Source organism: Streptococcus oriscaviae, assembly GCF_018137985.1.
Classification (GTDB): domain Bacteria; phylum Bacillota; class Bacilli; order Lactobacillales; family Streptococcaceae; genus Streptococcus; species Streptococcus oriscaviae.
The window spans coordinates 1688332-1708034 of record NZ_CP073084.1 but is presented as its reverse complement, the minus strand read 5'-3'; the positions used below and the strand labels follow the sequence as shown (position 1 = coordinate 1708034).

Below are 19703 nucleotides of genomic sequence, written 5' to 3'. Positions count from 1 at the left end.
TAGGAGTTTTCTTGTCACACAATAGACATATTCTTTACCAATTTGTCATATTTTTTGCTTGGTTATTTCAGTTAAACTATTCTTCGTCCTCACTCCTCTTCTGGGTAAATCAAGCCCCAATCTTGGCGAAGTTTGGTCATAATCGCCATGACATCTCGTGTATAGGCTAGGTGCATGGTGTTTTCATGCCCAGCGACAGCTTTTTCCATATCCTCAACCTCGTAGGAGAGAGCTCTAGCAGTTTCGCCAGCTTCTATAATTTCCTGACTGCCGTCTTCTGTATAAGTAATGACAGCTTTTTGACCGCGGGGATATTCATAGAGTTCAATATACCCCTTATCGTAGGCGATGGTGCCCCGCTTAGGCTGTTTAGCATGGAGGGTCAAAGCGATGGTGGCCATTTCACCTGCATCGTTACTGAGGAGGATGCCGACTTGCTCGTCCACTCCTGTCGGTGCTAGTTTTACTTGCGACACGACTTGAGTGGGTGTTTCAGACATAAACCAGCGGACAAAGGACAAGGCGTAGACACCGATGTCTAGCAGGGCACCGCCAGCCAGCTTTTTATTGAAAAAGCGGTTGGTCATATCGTAGTCTTTATAGCTGCCGAAGTTCATCTGGATCATCTTGAGCTGACCCAGCTTGCCAGACTGAACTATTTCTGCCAATCCGCGGTAGATAGGCATGTGGAAAATGGTCATAGCTTCTGCTAGGACAACCTTATTTTCCTCTGCCAGCTGGATGGCTTCCTCCAGTTCCTGACTGTTGAGGGTGATGGACTTTTCGCAGAGGACGTGTTTTCCTGCGGCTAGGGCCTTTCTCAGATAGGTGATGTGGGTATTGTGCGGGGTAGAAATATAGATGATGTCTACTTCAGGGTCTTCAAAAACCTCATCTATTTCCTGATAAACCTTTTCAATCCCATATTTTTGTGCAAAGGCCAGACCCTTGTCATAGGTGCGATTAGCCACGGAATAGAGCTTGCTGCCCATGGCTTCTAGAGCCTGAGCCAGTTCATTGGCAATGACCCCTGTTCCCAACGTAGCCCATTTGTAGTTGACTTGTGCTGTCATCTTGTTTCTCCTTGGTTTGTAGTCCTCTCTACTATAGCAGAATTCGAGGTTTTCTGCACACTCTCACCTGCTTTTGTGTTACAATAAGAGCATGACTAGCCTTGTATTGAACCTAACATCCCGTCAGAAGCAAGAAATTAGCAGCCACTACGCTGCCTATCGGACAACCAGCAAAAATCCTTATATCGAAGCCTTCTTCAAGCTGGATGGAGCCAGTTTGTCCATTTATCAAACAGGCAAAGCTGTTTTTCAGGGTGAAAAAGCTGCATTTTACGCTCAGAACTGGGGCTATCAAGAGGAAGAACAGGACCTAGGTAAGGGCGGGCAAGATTGCGCTCTTATCGGAACAGATGAGGTCGGAAACGGTTCGTATTTTGGAGGCATCGCCGTGGTGGCTAGTTTCGTCACGCCAGACGACCATGCCTTTCTAAAGTCCTTGGGCGTAGATGACTCTAAGAAGATGACTGACCAAAAAATCCGGCAAATCGCCCCCCTCTTAAAGGAGAACATTCCTCATCAAGCACTGCTCTTATCTCCTAAAAAATACAACGAGGTTATGGAACAAGGTTATAATGCTGTTTCTGTCAAGGTGGCACTGCACAATCAGGTGATTTTTCTGCTCTTACAAAGGGGAGTTCCCGCTGAAAAAATCGTGATTGATGCCTTCACCTCCAGTCAAAATTACAAGAAATATGTGGCAAAAGAAACCAACCAGTTTCCCAATCCTGTCACCCTTGAAGAAAAAGCCGAAGGCAAGTATCTGGCTGTTGCCGTTTCGTCCATCATCGCCCGTGCCATGTTTCTGGAAAATCTGGAAACTCTCGGTCAAAAACTCGGACTGACCCTGCCTTCTGGTGCAGGCAGCAAGTCTGACCAAGTGGCCAGCACCATCCTTGCTAAATACGGCATGACCGGACTAACTGAAACAGCCAAACTCCACTTTGCCAACACTAAGAAAGCTCAAAAATTACTCCAACGAGGTACACAATGAAACACTTTATCAAAGAATGGGGACTCTTTATCCTCTTCATTTCTGCCTTTATCCTATCCCGACTCTACATCTGGAGCCCGGTGACTGTGGATGGCCACTCTATGGATCCAACCTTGCAGGATCAGGAACATCTCATCATGGTCAGGACAAGCTCTATCGAACGATTTGACATCGTGGTAGCTGCTGAAGACGACGGAACTGGCTCGGAAAAGTTGATTGTCAAACGGGTTATCGGTATGCCGGGGGATACGATCCACTACGAAAATGATGTTCTCTATGTCAATGACAAAGAGGTCGACGAACCTTATCTGGATGACTACTTGGCTGCATTTGCCAAAGACAAACTCCAAGACACTTACTCTTACAATCCTCAATTCCAAGCAGTTGCTCAGGCAGCGACCGCCTTTACCCAAGATGCCAATGGTTCTGCCAGCTTTACTGTGACAGTTCCCCAAGGTCAGTATTTCCTTCTCGGCGACGATCGTCTGGTATCTCAAGACAGCCGTCGGGTAGGAAACTTTGACAAGTCTGCTATTAAGGGCGAAATCGTTCTTCGTATGTGGCCACTCAACCGCATCTCCCTCTTCTAGCCTGCGCCCACCGCAACTATCCCAGCCTAGCAATAGGCTTTTTTGGTCTAATAAGTCAAAGGAAATGCTATGACTGAACTTTATTTTACAGGAACGATTGATCGCATCGTTTTTGAAAATCCTGCAAATTTTTATAAAATCTTGCTGCTGGAAATCGAGGAAACCAACAGTGATTTTGATGATTACGAAATCATTGTGACAGGAACCATGGCTGATGTGATTGAGGGGGAAGATTACCGATTTTACGGTCATCTAGTTACCCATCCCAAGTATGGCCAGCAGCTCCAATTGACCCGGTACGAGCGAAGTAAGCCGACCTCAGCTGGTTTAATCAAATACTTTTCAAGCAGCCATTTCAAGGGAATCGGCCGTAAGACAGCAGAAAAAATTGTCGACCTCTACGGCGAAGAAACCATTGACAGGATTCTTGCTGAACCTGAAAAACTCCAGCAGATTAGCGGTCTTTCTAAAAAAAGTCGCGAAGCTTTCTTGGACACCTTACGGCTTAACTATGGAACCGAGATGATTTTAGCCAAGCTGGCAGAGTATGGTATCCCCAACAAACTGGCCTTTCAAATTCAAGACCAGTATAAGGAAAAAACCTTAGAGATTATTGAAGAAAATCCCTATCAGCTGGTTGAAGACATCCAAGGTTTGGGCTTCACCATCGCCGATAAAATCGCTGAAAACCTCGGAATTGAAAGCACCTCCCCCCAACGTTTTAGGGCTGGGATGCTCTTTAGTCTGATTAATCGCTCTATGGAAACCGGGGATACCTATATTGAAGCCCGCGACCTCTTGGAAGCTACTTTGGAAGTTCTGGAAAAAGCCCGTCGGGTTGAATTGGATCCGGCTGCCGTCGCTCAAGAACTAACGGGATTGATTGCCGACGGCAAGGTACAGCAGGTCGGAACCAAGATTTTTGACAACAGCCTCTTTTTTGCTGAACAAGGTATTCATACCAATCTAACCCGCCTTATGGAAAAAAACGGCTTCAAACCCTTCCCTCGGGAACTGGTCGAAGAAGCCATCGAGGAACTTCAAAGCCTCTCCCAGCTCCGCTATGATGCCATTCAGAAAGAGGCGATTATTCAAGCCATCAACAACCCTCTCTTTATCCTAACAGGAGGGCCGGGAACGGGGAAAACAACGGTTATCAATGGTATTATTGCTGTTTATGCCATGCTCAACCGCATCGACCTCAACAAGGTCAAAGAAGACTGCCCCATCCTGCTTGCCGCACCAACTGGGCGAGCAGCCAGACGGATGAACGAATTGACAGGACTCCCAAGTGCAACCATCCACCGCCATCTGGGGCTAGTCGAAGGACAGGAAGAAACCTTCCGAGAAGATTATCTGGATGCAGACTTTATCATTGTTGATGAGTTTTCCATGGTGGATACTTGGCTGGCCAACCAGCTCTTTCAAAACATCTCCTCCCAGACCCAAGTCCTCATCGTCGGAGATGCTGAACAACTCCCATCTGTCAGCCCCGGTCAGGTATTGGCCGACCTGCTCAAGGTTAAAAAATTACCAAGTATCACTCTGGAGAAAATCTACCGCCAATCCGAAGATTCAACCATTGTGACACTGGCCAGTCAGATTCGTCAGTGCAAACTCCCTGAGGATTTTCGTGAGAAAAAAGCCGACCGCTCCTATTTTGAAGCCCAAAATGAACAAATCCCTGCCCTCATTGAACGCATTGTCACAGCTGCCATTAAATCCGGTATCCCCGCTCAGGAAGTTCAAATCTTGGCTCCGATGTATCGAGGCAGCGCCGGGATTGACCAACTCAATACCATGACCCAAAACCTGCTCAATCCGCTAGCTGAAGGCCAACTGGAATTTCTCCACAACGATCAGGTTTTCCGTCAAAACGATCGGGTTATCCATTTAGTCAATGACGCAGAAGCCAATGTTTTCAATGGTGATTTGGGCTACATCACTGACCTCCTGCCTGCCAAATACACCGACTCCAAACAAGATGAAATCACCATCAATTTTGACGGCAGCGAAGTGACCTACCCTCGCAATGAATGGTACAAGATTAGTCTTGCCTACGCCATGTCCATCCACAAATCACAGGGCAGCGAATTTCAGGTGGTCATTTTACCCATCACCCGGACAAGCTACCGCATGCTCCAACGCAATCTCATCTACACCGCCATTACTCGCTCCAAAAGCAAGCTCATTTTGCTGGGAGAAATCTCCGCCTTTGACCATGCTGTAAAAAATGCAGGCACTCTGCGCAAGACCCACCTGGTGCCCCGCTTCCAGCTTTCCCCAGAAGAAGACCAGCAGCCTCCTGCAAAGCAAGCGCAAAAAGAAACTGTAACAAGCCAAGCGCCAGCAAATACTTCTGAAGAACCGCACCAGCTTTCTCTCTTGGAAGAGCAGCAAACAGAAACCTTGGCTGAAGGTGACAGCTACGTCCTTACGGCGAACAATTTTCTATCGATTGACCCCATGATTGGGCTGACTGAAGCTGATATTGCGCAATTTTTCAAAAACGAATAAGAAACCAGCCCCTGAAAGGTTGCTGGTTTCTTTTCTATACAAATAACTCCGTCACTTCTACCTGTTGGTAGCTATCTTGGAATTGCTGTGGCTCCACCTCAGGGAAATAGTTCAGGCAGTTCGCACGAGCAAAGGCTGTCGCCGCCCTCAGGTATTCCTCTGGCTGTTGGCCTTGGCAGATACCCTTGACCAAGAGCCCCAGATAAAAATCTCCCGAAGCAATAGAATTGGCTGTTTCAACTTTTGGTGATTGGACGCGGAAATAGCGCTGGCCAATCTTGGCAAGACTTCCCTTAGCCCCCATAGTTACAATCATCTGCTCATGAGGAACCCTGTTCTTCAATATCGCCAAAATCTGGTCAGGGTCTTTCTCATCCAAGTCAGGATAGAGTTCCTTGAGTTCTTCATTGTTGATTTTGATAAGGCTTGGTCGCGCTTCAAAAGCAGCACGCAAGGCGGCACCGCTCGTATCCACAATAGTATGAACTTGCGGAAAAGTCTCGATAAAGTGCTTGATATAGTCATCAGGCATTCCTTTCATCAGGCTACCTGAGAAGACCAGATAATCTCCTTCCTTTAGACTGGATTCTAGCTGTTGAGTAAAGGCCGCCAATAAGCTTTGATCCAACTCTAGACCCTTTTCGTAGAAAAGGAGGGTATCACGCGATTGCAGGTCAAGGTAGATGTTGCAGGTCCGTGTATTTTGACTGCTTTCAATAAGAGCCAAGGGATTCCCTCGTTGGGCATTGAGTTCTTGGATATAAGCTCCGATAGGCCCACCCAAAATCGTGTGGATGAGATAATCCTCCACCCCATTTTCTTTAAGGGCATAGGCCACATTGAAACTCTTCCCGCCTGGATACTCTCGCACCTCACTCGGTCGCAGAGGGATATTCTTTTCAAACCCATCTACTAGTAAGGTTCTGTCAAGGGCAGGATTGGGACAGACTAAGTGAATCATCTTTTTCTCCTTCGTTGCTTTTCTTTTATTATAGCACGACGACTCTATATCGTATATTATTATATTAAAAAAGACCGAGTTACCTCGGTCTTACTGCTATTTCTTAGGCTTGCAGAACAGAAATCCGTTCTTGGTTAAAACGATTTGCCTCAATCTCATCTACAAGGGCCAAGGCAAAATCAACATAGCTGATAACACTTTCCCCCTTGCTATTGAGGGTAAAGACTTCTCCAGCAAGGATATAGTGACCGGTTTTCTCACCCGCATCTTGGAAGTCAGCTGCCGGACTCACATAGACCCAGTTGAGATCTGTCACCGTCCGCAAAAAGTCCAGTCCTTTTGCCATGGCTTCTGCAATTGGCAGATAGGCTGCTGGAAAATCTGGCGCTTCCATCAAACGAAGGCTACGCCCTTCATCCAGATACAGACTGCCAGCACCGCCAACCACAAACAAACGAGTCGAACTTCCCGCCAAAGCCTTGGTCAAGACCTGAAGAGTGCTGGTGTGCTGAGGAAGGGTTTCTGGTGTCCACGCTCCAAAGGCTGAAACCACCACATCAAAACCTGCCAAATCTTCCTTGGTCAACTCATGTATATCCTTTTGCAAAACAGATGTTGCTGCTGTTTTATTCTCAGATCTGACAATAGCGGTCACTTGGTGCCCGCGATCTAGAGCCTCCTTGACAATCAACTGCCCTGCTTTCCCATTTGCTGCTACTACTGCGATTTTCATTTATCGTCCTCCTGAATCGTTGTATTGTTCTTTGTTACAACACCACTATATCATTCGCTGGTTGTAATGTCAATTATTACAACTCGAATTTTAAAAAACTCTCCTTCCTACGAAAGAGAGTCCATTTTCTCTAGTAAATCCGAAAGCTTGGTCTGAGCCAATTCGTTTTCCAAGGCTGCCTGAGCTCGCTCTAGTTCATCGTCCAATAAGTGATGGATATTCTTGCCGACTTGACAAGCTGGATTGGGCTGCTCATGAAAACCAAACAACTGACCCGACTGACCCAAACTCTCAACTGCCTGATAAATATCCAACAAGGTCACATCTCGGACGTCCTTTGCCAGAGTAGCACCACCGACACCACGCGCCACATGGACCAATCCTGCCTGCTTGAGTTGGCCTAAAATATTGCGGACAACAACAGGATTGACACCTACACTGCCGGCAATAGCCTGACTGGTCAGTTTTTCAGTCTGACCCTCTAGAGCCAACAGCGTCAAAATATGACTGGCAATGGTAAAACGACTTGAAATCTGCATAATAACTCCTTTGCTTCAGTGTATCACAGACGCGGACGCAACTCAACTATCTGCCTCAAAATTGGTCACCGTCACGCCCAACAACCGAATCCCTTTAGCAGGCTGTGCCACCTGATCAAAGATTTCCAGAACCTCTCGTTCGATAGCTTCTTCTTGAAAGATAGCCTCTTCTAGACTGTGCCGTTTGGTCAGAGTAGTAAAATCACCGTAGCGAATTTTCAGCACAATCGTTCTGCCCTTCTTGCCATGCCTGGTTAGACTGAGCGCCACTCGTTTGACCAGATTGGTCAGCTCCTTTTTGGCGTCTTCTTCTCTGTAAAGCAGTTTGCGATAGGTTCGCTCCTTGCCAATGGACTTTCTAATCCGATTGACCTTCACAGGTGAGTTGGAAATCCCTCTTGCCTTGCGATAGAGGTCGTATCCAAAGCGACCGAACCGGTCTATCAAGGTCATCTCAGGAATCTGGAGCAAGTCTTTTCCTGTAAAAACTCCCATTTCGTGAAGTCTTTCCACCGTCTTTTTCCCTACCCCATGGAACCGCTCGATAGGCAGATTGGACAGAACCTCTTGTGCTTGCTCAGGTAAAATCAGCGTTAGCCCGCGAGGTTTTTCCATGTCAGATGCCAGCTTAGCCAAAAATTTATTGTAAGACACTCCCGCAGAAGCTGTCAAACGAAGTTCCTTCCAAATATCATATTGTATCAACTTGGCCACCTTGACAGCAGATGACAGCCCCAGCTTGTTTTCCGTCACATCCAGATAAGCCTCATCGATGGACATGGGCTCCACCAAATCGGTATAGCGGTGAAAAATTTCCCGCACCTGCATGCCGACCTTCTGGTACTTCTCATAATTGCCAGAAATGAAAATCCCCTGTGGACAACGTTCATAGGCTTCTTTAGAGGACATGGCAGAGCGGACACCAAAGGCCCTGGCTTCATAATTACAGGTTGAGACCACTCCGCGTCCTCCTGTTAACCGTGGGTCACTTCCGATAATAACAGGCTTCCCGCGAAGACTGGGATTGTCCCGCACTTCAATGGCCGCAAAAAAGGCATCCATGTCAATATGGATAATCTTGCGTGATGTATCATTGATCAGCGGAAAAATTAACATGCCTTCTCCTTCTCTTATTTTGAAAAAAATGAGTCAACCTTTACATGACCAAGCTCTGCTAGCTTTCTATTCTATTATACAACAGGAAAATCATTTCTTCTACTCGCTCGTTCTCGTTGCTTGAGTTTTTGTGTGAAAATTTGTGAAAGAATTATCAAGATACTTTCATTCTTTTTCATTTATTTTCAAGTACCTACGCCTTGTAGAAAGAGTTTTCAAATGGTATAATATTACCAAATAGTGTGAATAAGCCACACTAAATGTAAAAAAGGAGTACCCTCATGTCAACAAAAGTAAAAACAAAAAATGTTACTGAAGACATTTTCGCCCAAGCCTGGGAAGGCTTTGCAGGTACTGACTGGCAAGAAAAAGCCAGCGTAACCCGCTTCGTACAAGCTAACTACACTCCATATGATGGTGATGAGAGCTTCCTTGCTGGCCCTACTGAGCGTTCTCTTCGTATCAAGAAAATCATCGAAGAAACCAAAGCAGGCTACGAAGACACTCGTTTCCCAATGGACGTAGATCGTGCGACTTCTATCGCTGACATCCCAGCTGGTTTCATCGACAAAGAAAACGAATTGATCTTCGGTATCCAAAACGATGAGCTCTTCAAATTGAACTTCATGCCTCGCGGTGGTATCCGTATGGCTGAAACGACTCTGATCGAAAACGGCTATACTCCAGACCCACTCCTTCATGAAATTTACACCAAGCACGCAACAACTGTAAACGACGGTATCTTCCGCGCTTACACTTCTGACATCCGTCGTGCTCGCCACTCTCACCACGTTTCTGGTCTTCCAGATGCTTATTCACGTGGCCGTATCATCGGTATGTACGCTCGTCTTGCTCTTTACGGTGCAGACTACCTGATGGAAGAAAAGGTTGCAGACTGGAACGCGATCACTGAAATCGACGAAGAATCAATCCGTCTTCGCGAAGAAATCAACCTTCAGTACCAAGCTCTTCAACAAGTTGTTCGCTTGGGTGACCATTACGGGGTTGACGTTCGCCGTCCTGCATTGAACACCAAAGAAGCTATCCAATGGACAAACATCGCCTTCATGGCTGTCTGCCGTGTTATCAACGGTGCTGCAACATCTCTTGGTCGTGTGCCAATCGTGTTGGACATCTACGCAGAACGTGACTTGGCTCGCGGTACTTTCACCGAATCAGAAATCCAAGAATTCGTTGACGACTTCGTATTGAAACTTCGTACAGTGAAATTCGCTCGTACAAAAGCCTTCGACGAAATCTACTCAGGTGACCCAACCTTCTTGACAACATCTATGGCTGGTATGGGTAACGATGGCCGTCACCGTGTTACCAAGATGGACTACCGTTTCTTGAACACCCTTGACAACATCGGTAACTCTCCAGAACCAAACTTGACCGTTCTTTGGTCTGACAAGCTTCCATATGCTTTCCGTCGCTACTGTATGGCAATGAGCCACAAGCACTCTTCTATCCAGTACGAAGGTGTAACAACTATGGCTAAAGACGGTTATGGAGAAATGAGCTGTATCTCTTGCTGTGTATCTCCACTTGACCCAGAAAGCGAAGATCAACGCCATAACATCCAGTACTTCGGTGCGCGTGTAAACGTTCTGAAAGCTCTCCTTTCAAGCTGGAACAACGGTTACGATGATGTTCATAAAGATTACAAAGTATTTGGCGGAGTTGAGCCAAACACTTCTGAAATCTTTGACTACGACCAAGTTGTTAAGAACTTTGAAATCGCCCTTGACTGGTTGACAGACACTTATGTGGATGCCATGAACATCATCCACTACATGACAGATAAGTACAACTACGAAGCAGTGCAAATGGCCTTCTTGCCAACTCACCTTCGTGCAAACATGGGCTTCGGTATCTGTGGATTTGCCAACACTGTTGACTCCCTGTCAGCTATCAAGTACGCTCAAGTTAAACCAATCCGTGACGAAGATGGCTTCATCTACGACTACGAAGTAACTGGCGACTTCCCACGCTACGGTGAGGATGACGACCGTGTAGATGACATCGCGAAATGGCTCATGGAAGCATTCTTCACTCGCTTGAACAAACACAAGCTCTACAAGAATGCAGAAGCAACTGTGTCTATCTTGACCATCACTTCAAACGTTGCTTACTCTAAACAAACAGCTAACTCACCAGTTCACCGCGGAGTATTCCTCAATGAAGATGGTTCTGTGAACACTTCTCAAGTAGAATTCTTCCCACCAGGTGCTAACCCAACGTCTAAATCTCGTGGTGGTTGGTTGCAAAACTTGAACACTCTTTCAAAACTCAACTTCAAACACGCTAACGACGGTATCTCCTTGACTACTCAAGTTTCACCAAAAGCTCTTGGTAAAACATTTGACGAGCAGGTAACCAACTTGGTAACTATCCTTGACGGTTACTTCGAGCAAGGTGGTCAGCACGTTAACTTGAACGTTATGGACTTGAACGATGTGTATGACAAGATTATGGCAGGTGAAGATGTTATCGTTCGTATCTCTGGATACTGCGTAAACACCAAGTACCTCACTAAAGAGCAAAAGACTGAATTGACTCAACGCGTCTTCCACGAAGTTCTTTCAATGGATGACCACGCTGCTGAAATTTCAGGCCAATAATCACTGAAAAGACTTGGATATTTCCAAGTCTTTTTGGCTTCCATAAAAAAGCAGAACGATATATCCAAATCGCTCTGCTTTTTTCTATTAAATAATCTTTCCCTCCAGATGATCCAGCTCATGCTGAACAATCTGAGCCTGGAAGTCTGTCAGCTTTAAGCGTTGCTTTTTCCAAGAAGCGTCCAAAAATTCTACTTCAATCTCCTGATAACGAGTGGTTGGGCGGCTACCTTCTAACGACAGGCAGCCTTCCTCAGTCTGATAGGGCTTAGCCCTGCTGATGAGGACGGGATTATACATCACTAGATTGGCGAAGCCCATATTAACGATAATAATCCGCTTTTTGACGCCAATCATGTTTGCTGCCATGCCCACGCAAGCATGGGCATTGGCTACTAGAGTGTCCTGTAAATCCTGACCGACCTGCAGGTCTGCCTGTGTCGCAGGCTCGGACCGCTGCTGGAGGAAAAAATGTCTTTCATAATCGGTTGAATCATGGAAAACTCCTTTTAATCTTCATGGTTAGGTTGAAAAATATTGCTCTTATCTCTCCACCCTCACCGGCACGCGCCCGTAAGTCTGCTCTGCCACTTCCTTAACAGCCAACTGATAGACTGTATCTGCCTGCTGGGTCAGGCTGTCCCAAGGTTCCTTGCCAATCCGCGTCACCAAGTCCACCCGCTCCTTGATTTCTTTGAGATAGGCTTGCCCTCGTGACGTGAAGCCCAGCACATGAACGGCCGCTGGCAAGGGATTTTCCGCTGCATTGACCAAAATGTAGGTCAAAATCCGCCGCACCCGTGCCTTGGTATAACGCTTGGTCGCAACTGCCTCTACCAAGTCTTCCACGGTCGCTACGCTCCCAATAGCTACGCGGATACGATTGGCGATTTCTTCGTTGACTTGAAAGACCTGGGTCAAATCTTGGTGGGTCGCAATCTGGTAGCGGAGCAGGGGAAAATAATCTTCCCAACTGACCTTGGCCACCTCTTCAAACAAACTAGCAGACGGTAAAAAAGCTCGCACCAAGTCCAGCTCTTTTGCCCCCTTTCGGATAGCCGTAGCCGAGGCATAGGTGGTTTCAACCTCTTCCGAATGAAAACCAGACCCCTGCCGCTGAACAGGACAGAGCTGAATCCCCGTCCCTGTCACCGCTTTGGCATAGGCCAGAGCCAGAATATGATTAGGTGTCGCACCTGTAAAACTCAGACCTGCAAATTCCTGCCACATGGCTTGGGTTTTCTGTGGATAAGACAGATGGTCAGGCAAGTTTTTCACAAAGGTTTCCATCTCTGCAGACTGTTCCGCATAGACGGCCGCAATTTTCTGGTAGTCCAGCATTTCTTCCGTACCGAAAACCAAGCGTTCTACACCCAACTTGTGCAAGATGTCTACGGCCCCTTTGGCGAAATGATCTGCAGACTGAACCGACACCAAAAAAGGCATTTCGACTACCAAATCCGCTCCATGCTCCAGAGCCATCTGAGCCCGTGTCCACTTGTCTACAATCGCAGGTTCCCCCCGTTGGACGAAATTACCAGACATGACCACGATTTTTAGACCCTCAGCCTGTTCCAAGAGGTATTTGTGGCCTGTGTGGAAGGGATTGTATTCTGCTATAATACCGGAAATCATGCCTTTACCGCCTTGAAAAACCAACGCTGGCTGGTTTCAGTTGGGGCTTGGTCCTCAAAGTCCGCAAAGACTTCCACAGAGGTAAAACCAGCTTGTTTTAATAAATTCATATAGGTTTCAATCGGATAAGTCCGTTCTTCATGAACTTCGTCCCGACGGATAAACCGCTCTTCTTCATTCTCCTCATCCTTGACAAAGAAGGTCAATTCATGAACGATAGAATGTGCACGCTCCCCCTCATAGGTATCCCAGACAAAGGCAAAATCTTCATAATTTTCATGATAGCTGTACCCTGCGAAGACTTCCGCCATCTGATAGATGGAGTGGACATCAAAGAGGAACACACCTTGGGCATGGAGAACAGAGTGAACACCTTCAAAGACCCGCAAAACAGCCTCTTCATCTGCCATATAGCACAGGCTGTCTGAGTAGCAAGTCACAGCATCAAAGTCTCCAACACCTTCTAAGGCCATCATGTCTGCCTGCGCGAGTTCCATCATGACGCCAGCTGCTTCTGCCTTTTTCTGAGCCAATTCCAGCATTTCATAAGACAGGTCAAGCCCTGTCACTTCGTAGCCCTTTTGGGCAAAACGAACAGCCTGAATCCCTGTTCCACAGGCCAACTCTAGGAGTGTTCTCGTTTGCTTTGGCAAGTGACGAAGGCTGAAAGCCGTCCATTTATCATACAAGCTGTCATCCATAATTTCATCATAGACAGCCGCAAAGGTTTCATAAGTTGCCATATATCCTTCCTTCTTTTCGATGAAAAAACAGTCTTACGACTGTCTTAGGCCAGAAGCCAACTCCCTGCTAAGAGGTAAAGAGCTAAATCCAAGGTAAAGACACCAGCTAAGATATAAATAAGCCCCGTCAGTCCCCTATTTAGTATTGGACGATACTTGTCCATGAAAGCATTGAATTCTAGAACAAATTTCTCATGCTGGTTGAAAATCACAGCAATAGTGAGGAGAAAGAGTGGAGCTTGACTCAGCAAGACCCAGATTGTACTGTAAAGCAAGGACAAGAGAAAATGATTGCGATGTCCAGATATGGCTAAGACTGCGAGAAAACTAGGGTCAGTCAGAGCAGTAAAAACCATAAAGACTACTCCAGCCCAGATACCTGTTATCTTCTTTTCGCTTTGATTCTCTTTGATTTCTTTTTGATTGTCACGGCGAATGCCCCAATAAATCAAGAGAGCGATTAGGGCGACATCAATCCAAATCCAACTGGCATCAGGCAGTTGATTGATAGCTGTGCCGACTTCCCCAATAAAGTCGCTCAGTTTATTGAGACTAGATCCTAAAAGTGTCGATAAGGCCACACCTAGCAGGGTTGTACCAAAGAGAACAAGCCCTGCAAAAAGAACTGCTTGACGCTTGCTTCCACCAGCAGCAAGCTGTGCCATAAGCATCAACATACCAACAGGGTCTATGCCCGCTAACCCCAACCCTAAAACGGTTACTAAATTTGCCATAAAGCTCTCTCTATCCTAGGTACTCCGACACTTCCAAGAAACGACCTTCATGCCAGAGTTTTTCGAGGTTGTAAAGGTCACGCATTTCTTCTGAGAAGACATGAACCACAACGCCGCCCAAGTCCAAAAGGACCCAGCCACCATTGCTATCGCCTTCCACACGGCTCCCCTTGATTCCAGCCTCGGCTACCTTTTCACGGATGTTTTCCGCAATAGCTTCCAACTGACGGCTGTTCATAGAGCTTGCAATAACAAAATAATCTGTCACGCTGGTCAGGCCTTGCACATCAATGACAACAAGGTCTTCGGCCCGCTTGTCATCGGCTGCCTGAACCACAATTTTTACTAGGTCTAGTTCTTTCATCTTATCCTCTCAACATATTTTCTAATGTATCTACCTGGGCAAAATTCCATGACCAGATGTTTTGGTAGTGGTCAATCAAGTCTTTTGTATCCAATTGTCCTGAATAACCTGTCGTTGTCCCATCCTGAATGACAGCCACTTTGTAGCCTAATTCAAAGGCAACCTTAACCGTCGTGTCAATGCAAAAATTGGTCGCCATCCCCATGATAATGAGCCGCTTGACTTCCTTCTCCTGCAAATAGGCATGGAGTCCTGTTTCCTTGAAAGCACTGTTGAAGGTTTTGTCGAAAATCTTCTCACCTTCAAGCGGAGCGACAAGAGGATAAATCTCCCAATCATCCGTTCCTTTGACTAAGAATTGGTCACTATGACGAATATGAATGACTTCAATCTCTGCTTGACGAGCTTTTGTGATGCTATCTTTCCAGAGGGCTAAACGCTCTTCAATAGCATAAGGTTTTTCCTCCACTAGGAGGTTTTGAATGTCAATGACTAACAAGGCTGTTTTCATACTGCTCCCTAAGGCGTTTCCAAACGGAAGACCAATTCCCTTTCTTCTTCACTATCCAAGACAAAACCATTTTTCTCTAAGAGTCTAGCCATTTTCTGATTGCCCTTGACATAAGAAGCAATCAAATGATCGCAGACAGGATGTGATTGAGCCAATTCTATGACCGCTTCCAATAGAGCCTGTCCGTAGCCTTGTCCCTGAAATTCTTTTCCAATCATCATGCGCCAGATCATGTACTGCCGGATGTCTTCATCAATATCAATCAGGGTAAAACCGACCACCTGCTGACCAGCCCAAACAGCGTAAGGGAAGACATCCCCATTTTCTCTGTAAAGCCAGGCGTCAGCGAGTGAGCGCACATTGGGAGCCACAAATCCTTGGTCCTCTTCTGCTACTGTCAAGTCCAAAACTGCCTGATAGGAGCTTTCGTCAACAGGTTTTAATACAATCATCTCTACTCCTTCAAATAGGCGACATAGCCATTATAGGTTTTCAGCGTCTGGGGATGAATGGGAATCCGTTTTTTGGCCAGATAGGCGATGGTCTGGGCAGTTTCATAGGCCACTGCCTGATCCAAATCACACTTAGCAAGTCGTCGTGCTTCTTCAACTCCCGGAAAATCCCTGTTGGGCTCAATATAATCTGCCACATAGAGCACCTTGTCCAGCAAGGTCATCTGGCTTGCTCCAACAGTATGGCGTTGAATGGCTTGAAAAATTTCTGGGTCTTTCAGACCAAAATCCTCTGCAATTTTATAGGCTCCCACCACACCGTGCCAAATATTGTTGTCCCAGTTGAGCAGGTCCTTATCCAAGTCATACTTAGCAATCAAGTCAATAAAAACCTGATTTTCTACTTCCTTGGCATAGTCGTGTAAAAGCGCTGCTAGGCTGGCTTTTCTGGTATCGCAACCGTACTGCTCCGCCAAGGCAAGCGCCACCTCTTCCACTCCCAAGACATGCTGAAACCGCTGGGGATTCATGGCTGCACGAATTTTTTCTAAAAGCGCTTCACGATCGAAGCTTAAATCTGCCGCAATCATCGATAGAGTCCTTTTTCTTCAATATAGGCCAGTACTGTTTCTGGCAGGAGAAATTCAGGCCAGCGATCCTTTTTGATAAAATCCCGTACCATACTAGAAGAAAGATCCATCAACGGCACATCGACCCAAATCAAGGGATAGGATGTTCCTGCCCGATAGCGGGGCCGTTGGACACCAACAAATTGAACCAGCTGCAACAAGTCATCAATCCGATGCCATTTAGGCAGAGTGTCAATCAAATCAGCCCCCAAAATGATATAGAAGTCCGTATCTGGATGACGCTCCATCAATTCCGTAATCAAATCTACCGTGTAGCAAAATTCACGTTTTTCTAACTGAATGGTTTCCAGACCCAAGCCTTTTCGGTCTTTTATCGCCAGCTGCAACATCTTGAGGCGATGGAGGTCGTCAACGCTATCCAGCTTGTCGGCATAAGCTGGCAGAAGTTCTGGCATCAGCAAAACAGCATCTAAATTCAACTGCTGACGAACCTGATCAGCTACCAAAAGATGGGCATTGTGAACAGGATTGAAATTCCCAGCCAAAAGTCCGACCTGCTTGCGATCGCTGGTGACTTCTTGGGTTTCTAGTTCCACCTTGGTGAAGGGAGTTAAGAGTTCAATCGCCATAGGCTCTCCTTGTTAGATGTCTCTGACTTTGATAGATAGTTTCCGGTTTTCTTTTTTGCTAGATTGTTTATATAGAATCAGAATTCGGCCGATTTTTTGAACAGTATCAACACCGATTTCTTCTTCCAAGATTTCTGCGACTTCGTGGATATTTTCATCCGTATTCTGCAGTAAAGTGACCTTGATGAGTTCGCGCGCGTCAAGTGCCTGACGAACACTGGTTTTGATCTGGTCGTTGAGACCGTTTTTTCCAATCTGGATAATGGGTTTTAGACTATGTGCCTGACTGTTCAAGAAGGCACGTTGTTTCGATGTAAGCATATTTTTTCCTTTTATTTGTCTTTAGAATCACAGGCATCTGTCTACTTCTCAAGTCCGCAGCCATCCCTAATGGTGGGGCAGGCGAGAAAAGGAGGTCTGAGAGGAAGGCCTGAGTTAGATAATAGCCTTGCGTAGAACCACATCCACGCCCTTTGGCGCCCAAGCTGCAATGGTAGCAGCCTCGTTGACTCGAATCCAGCCCAAACCAGAGAAGACCACATCTGTCTTTTCCTTGATGGTAAATTCGTGGCGAACTAGTTCAGGAAAGACCTTCAATTCCTTACTAGTTGGAGGAACAAGGAGAGTTCCCGCATGCTTTTTGTAAAATTCACCAGCCCCTTGGAGCTTGGTCCGGTGAAGCTTGAGTTCATTGTCAAAGAAGGCTGTAAACCCTTGACGGTTTCCTGAGATAAAATCAAAGCGGCCTAGACCTGCCAAAAAGAGAGTCTGCTCGGGATTGAGCTGGTAGGTTTTGGGTTTGATTTCCTTTTTGGGGCTGATATACTTGAGATTTTTAGCCGTCAGGTAGTGAGCCATCTGGTGACGGTGGATAATTCCTGGTGTATCGTAGATAAAGGCCCCATCGTCCAAGGGAATCTCAATCTTATCTAAGGTTGTCCCCGGAAAGCGAGAAGTGGTAATGACGTCCTTATCACCTGTAATTTCCTGAATGATGGCGTTGATGAGGGTCGACTTGCCAACATTGGTCACTCCGACCACATAGACATCACGTCCCTTGCGGTGGGCTTCAATTTTTGCAATCAACTCCTGAATGGCCTGCTTGTTCTGGGCGGAGGTGAGAATCACATCAACCGGACGAAGGCCGATTTCGTGAGCCCGTTCAGTCAACCACTGAGTCACCTTGCCATCCTTGACAGATTTTGGCAAAATGTCCTTCTTATTACCGATAAGAAGCACATCGTTTCCTGCTACAAAACGAGAAAGACCTGGAATAACAGAGCCATTAAAGTCAAATATGTCAACAACGTTCACCACAAGAGCGTTGCTTTCTCCCACGCTGTGCAGAAGCTTCATAAAGTCGTCATCTGAAATATTGACATCTGAAATCTCATTATAATGACGGAGGCGGAAACAGCGCTGGCAATAGACCTGTCCTGTTTCCAATCCTTTTTCTAGGGCAGACTGAGGCGTGTAGCCTGCCTGTTCTTTTTGCTCTGTCTGGATTTTGGCCCCACAGCCGATACAAAATAATTCTTCCACTTACATTTCCCTCTTGTAGTCAATTCCACCGCGCTCTGCCTTGATGCGTTTCATCATGCGACGTTCCCGCCAACGGTTAATCTGAGTATTGATGGAGTCGGTCTGGATTAAGGGTTTAACCAACACAGACTTGAGACCTGCGCGCTTGGCTGCTCGGATGTCCGTCATCAATTGATCGCCAATCATCACCACCTCCTGTGGCTGAACATCAAAACGCTTGAGGGCTCGGTTAATCCCGAAGGTAAATGGTTTGAGGGCAAAGGCCTCAAAATCAATCCCAAACTGTTCAACCGCCCGTTTCACCCGTTCGTACTTGTTGTTCGATACCACCACGACTGGAATACCTGCATCTCGTAGGTCGTGAAGCCACTGGCGCATTTCGGGGGTTCCATCTGGGTTGTTCCAGGCAATCAAGGTGTTGTCCAAATCCACAAACACAACTTTTATCTTGTGCTTGCGCAAGCCCTCTACTGTCACGTCATAGGCCTTTTCTAAGGCAAAATCTGGCATATACTGTTCAATACTCAAGATGCTTCTCCAATTTGTGTAATACAGATAATTATACCACATTTAGGCCTAAATAGCGAACGGGAAATAAGCAGCAAAAGGCCAAGCCCGCTTGCTTAGCCGATAAGATTCACCCTGTTTTCAGCTGACAGATGGAAGGCGCTCTGAGAGGGATCCCTAGCTCACCAAAACAAGCGTGTTCCGTGTACTTGATCAATCCCAAGCTCATCCACTAGAAGAAACAGATTGCCCCGGTTCAAACCGCCGCCTGCTACTATCTCAATCCGCCCTGCTGCATGGGTGAGTAGCTCTTGTAGCCAGGCACGATTCTCCACAGCGCTACCAGCCAGACCGCCACGGCTTAAAATCCGCGTGACACCATGGTCTGCCAACCAATCAATGGCTTCAAACTGCCGCTTGCGCGGAATCTGATCAAAGGCCATATGAAAGACCGTTTCGCAACCACTGGAAGCAACTAAGAGTTGCTCAAGGGCCGCTTCATCTAGCCAATTGTCCTTGGTCAGAACTCCAAAAACCAACCCGTCACTGCCAGCCTCCTTAGCAACTCGGCAGTCTGTCAGCATCAGTGATAGCTCGGTTTCGTCATAGTAAAAATCTCCCCCTCTAGGACGGATCATGGTCATGACGGTCGCTCCCTGCTCATGGGCCAACTGGCAGACATAGGCAATGACTGCATAGCTAGGCGTGGTACCGCCGACTGCCAAATTATCGCACAGCTCAATGCGATTCGCTCCCAATGCTAGGGCACGGGCTACCTGACTGTGGTTCTCTGCACAAAATTCTTTAATCATTGCTTTACCATCCTTGAAAACCTTTTCTTTTAGTATACCA

The 19703-nt window shown here is 46.6% G+C and carries 21 protein-coding genes and 1 pseudogene; 4 read left to right on the top strand and 18 right to left on the bottom strand.

Features of this window, described 5'->3' with window-relative positions:
* Positions 1-89: 89 nt before the first annotated feature.
* Positions 90-1073: a Gfo/Idh/MocA family protein gene (locus INT76_RS08655; RefSeq protein WP_212570047.1), complete on the bottom strand. Its 984-nt coding sequence runs from the start codon at positions 1071-1073 to the stop codon at positions 90-92.
* 91 nt (positions 1074-1164) lie between these two features.
* On the opposite strand from INT76_RS08655, the gene rnhC reads away from it, so the two are divergent.
* From rnhC to recD2, 3 genes are all read left to right on the top strand, one after another.
* Complete coding sequence (gene rnhC / locus INT76_RS08650) at positions 1165-2064, top strand: ribonuclease HIII (RefSeq protein ID WP_212570046.1); 900 nt, start codon at positions 1165-1167, stop codon at positions 2062-2064.
* Positions 2061-2654, top strand: a complete 594-nt coding sequence (lepB, locus tag INT76_RS08645; RefSeq protein WP_212570045.1) for a signal peptidase I — start codon at positions 2061-2063, stop codon at positions 2652-2654. The genes rnhC and lepB overlap by 4 nt, the downstream gene beginning before the upstream one ends.
* A 69-nt stretch (positions 2655-2723) precedes the next feature.
* Positions 2724-5171 carry an SF1B family DNA helicase RecD2 gene (recD2, locus tag INT76_RS08640; protein ID WP_212570044.1) on the top strand — a complete coding sequence of 816 codons (2448 nt, stop codon included), beginning with the start codon at positions 2724-2726 and terminating at the stop codon, positions 5169-5171.
* A 34-nt stretch (positions 5172-5205) separates the two neighbouring features.
* Here recD2 and INT76_RS08635 read toward each other — a convergent pair whose 3' ends face one another.
* The 4 genes from INT76_RS08635 to dinB form a co-directional block, all read right to left on the bottom strand.
* Complete coding sequence (locus INT76_RS08635) at positions 5206-6132, bottom strand: 1-phosphofructokinase family hexose kinase (protein WP_212570043.1); 927 nt, start codon at positions 6130-6132, stop codon at positions 5206-5208.
* A 103-nt stretch (positions 6133-6235) separates the two neighbouring features.
* Positions 6236-6865, bottom strand: coding sequence for an NAD(P)-dependent oxidoreductase (locus tag INT76_RS08630; RefSeq protein ID WP_212570042.1), 630 nt, complete (start codon positions 6863-6865; stop codon positions 6236-6238).
* Positions 6866-6972: 107 nt separating this feature from the next.
* Positions 6973-7404 (bottom strand): Rrf2 family transcriptional regulator, encoded by a 432-nt coding sequence (locus INT76_RS08625; RefSeq protein WP_212570041.1) that lies wholly within the window; start codon positions 7402-7404, stop codon positions 6973-6975.
* Positions 7405-7446: 42 nt separating this feature from the next.
* Positions 7447-8520, bottom strand: coding sequence for a DNA polymerase IV (gene dinB, locus INT76_RS08620; protein ID WP_212570040.1), 1074 nt, complete (start codon positions 8518-8520; stop codon positions 7447-7449).
* A 281-nt stretch (positions 8521-8801) separates the two neighbouring features.
* On the opposite strand from dinB, the gene pflB reads away from it, so the two are divergent.
* The gene (pflB, locus tag INT76_RS08615) at positions 8802-11144 is read left to right on the top strand and encodes a formate C-acetyltransferase (RefSeq protein WP_212570039.1); all 2343 of its coding nucleotides are present in this window, start codon (positions 8802-8804) and stop codon (positions 11142-11144) included.
* 87 nt (positions 11145-11231) lie between these two features.
* On the opposite strand, the pseudogene INT76_RS08610 reads toward pflB, so the two are convergent.
* The 13 genes and pseudogenes from INT76_RS08610 to INT76_RS08550 all read right to left on the bottom strand — a co-directional run bounded on the left by INT76_RS08610 (position 11232) and on the right by INT76_RS08550 (position 19663).
* Positions 11232-11641, bottom strand: a pseudogene (locus INT76_RS08610) (peptide deformylase).
* A gap of 46 nt (positions 11642-11687) precedes the next feature.
* On the bottom strand, positions 11688-12779 hold the full coding sequence (locus INT76_RS08605; RefSeq protein WP_212570038.1) for a nucleotidyltransferase: 1092 nt from the start codon (positions 12777-12779) through the stop codon (positions 11688-11690).
* Complete coding sequence (locus tag INT76_RS08600) at positions 12776-13522, bottom strand: class I SAM-dependent DNA methyltransferase (RefSeq protein WP_212570037.1); 747 nt, start codon at positions 13520-13522, stop codon at positions 12776-12778. Before INT76_RS08600 ends, INT76_RS08605 begins: the two co-directional genes overlap by 4 nt.
* A gap of 44 nt (positions 13523-13566) precedes the next feature.
* Complete coding sequence (locus INT76_RS08595; RefSeq protein ID WP_212573078.1) at positions 13567-14256, bottom strand: hypothetical protein; 690 nt, start codon at positions 14254-14256, stop codon at positions 13567-13569.
* Between the two features lie 10 nt (positions 14257-14266).
* Positions 14267-14620 (bottom strand): ribosome silencing factor, encoded by a 354-nt coding sequence (gene rsfS / locus INT76_RS08590; RefSeq protein WP_212570036.1) that lies wholly within the window; start codon positions 14618-14620, stop codon positions 14267-14269.
* Between the two features lies 1 nt (position 14621).
* Positions 14622-15131: a cysteine hydrolase family protein gene (locus tag INT76_RS08585; RefSeq protein ID WP_212570035.1), complete on the bottom strand. Its 510-nt coding sequence runs from the start codon at positions 15129-15131 to the stop codon at positions 14622-14624.
* Between the two features lie 8 nt (positions 15132-15139).
* The gene (locus INT76_RS08580; protein ID WP_212570034.1) at positions 15140-15583 is read right to left on the bottom strand and encodes a GNAT family N-acetyltransferase; all 444 of its coding nucleotides are present in this window, start codon (positions 15581-15583) and stop codon (positions 15140-15142) included.
* Positions 15584-15585: 2 nt separating this feature from the next.
* On the bottom strand, positions 15586-16173 hold the full coding sequence (yqeK, locus tag INT76_RS08575; protein ID WP_212570033.1) for a bis(5'-nucleosyl)-tetraphosphatase (symmetrical) YqeK: 588 nt from the start codon (positions 16171-16173) through the stop codon (positions 15586-15588).
* Positions 16170-16802: a nicotinate-nucleotide adenylyltransferase gene (locus INT76_RS08570; RefSeq protein WP_212570032.1), complete on the bottom strand. Its 633-nt coding sequence runs from the start codon at positions 16800-16802 to the stop codon at positions 16170-16172. The genes yqeK and INT76_RS08570 overlap by 4 nt, the downstream gene beginning before the upstream one ends.
* A gap of 12 nt (positions 16803-16814) precedes the next feature.
* Positions 16815-17123, bottom strand: a complete 309-nt coding sequence (gene yhbY / locus INT76_RS08565) for a ribosome assembly RNA-binding protein YhbY (protein WP_212570031.1) — start codon at positions 17121-17123, stop codon at positions 16815-16817.
* Between the two features lie 114 nt (positions 17124-17237).
* The gene (gene yqeH / locus INT76_RS08560) at positions 17238-18344 is read right to left on the bottom strand and encodes a ribosome biogenesis GTPase YqeH (RefSeq protein WP_212570030.1); all 1107 of its coding nucleotides are present in this window, start codon (positions 18342-18344) and stop codon (positions 17238-17240) included.
* The gene (locus tag INT76_RS08555) at positions 18345-18872 is read right to left on the bottom strand and encodes a YqeG family HAD IIIA-type phosphatase (RefSeq protein ID WP_212570029.1); all 528 of its coding nucleotides are present in this window, start codon (positions 18870-18872) and stop codon (positions 18345-18347) included. It abuts the gene before it with no gap.
* A gap of 161 nt (positions 18873-19033) precedes the next feature.
* Positions 19034-19663, bottom strand: coding sequence for a copper homeostasis protein CutC (locus INT76_RS08550; protein ID WP_212570028.1), 630 nt, complete (start codon positions 19661-19663; stop codon positions 19034-19036).
* Positions 19664-19703 lie beyond the last annotated feature (40 nt).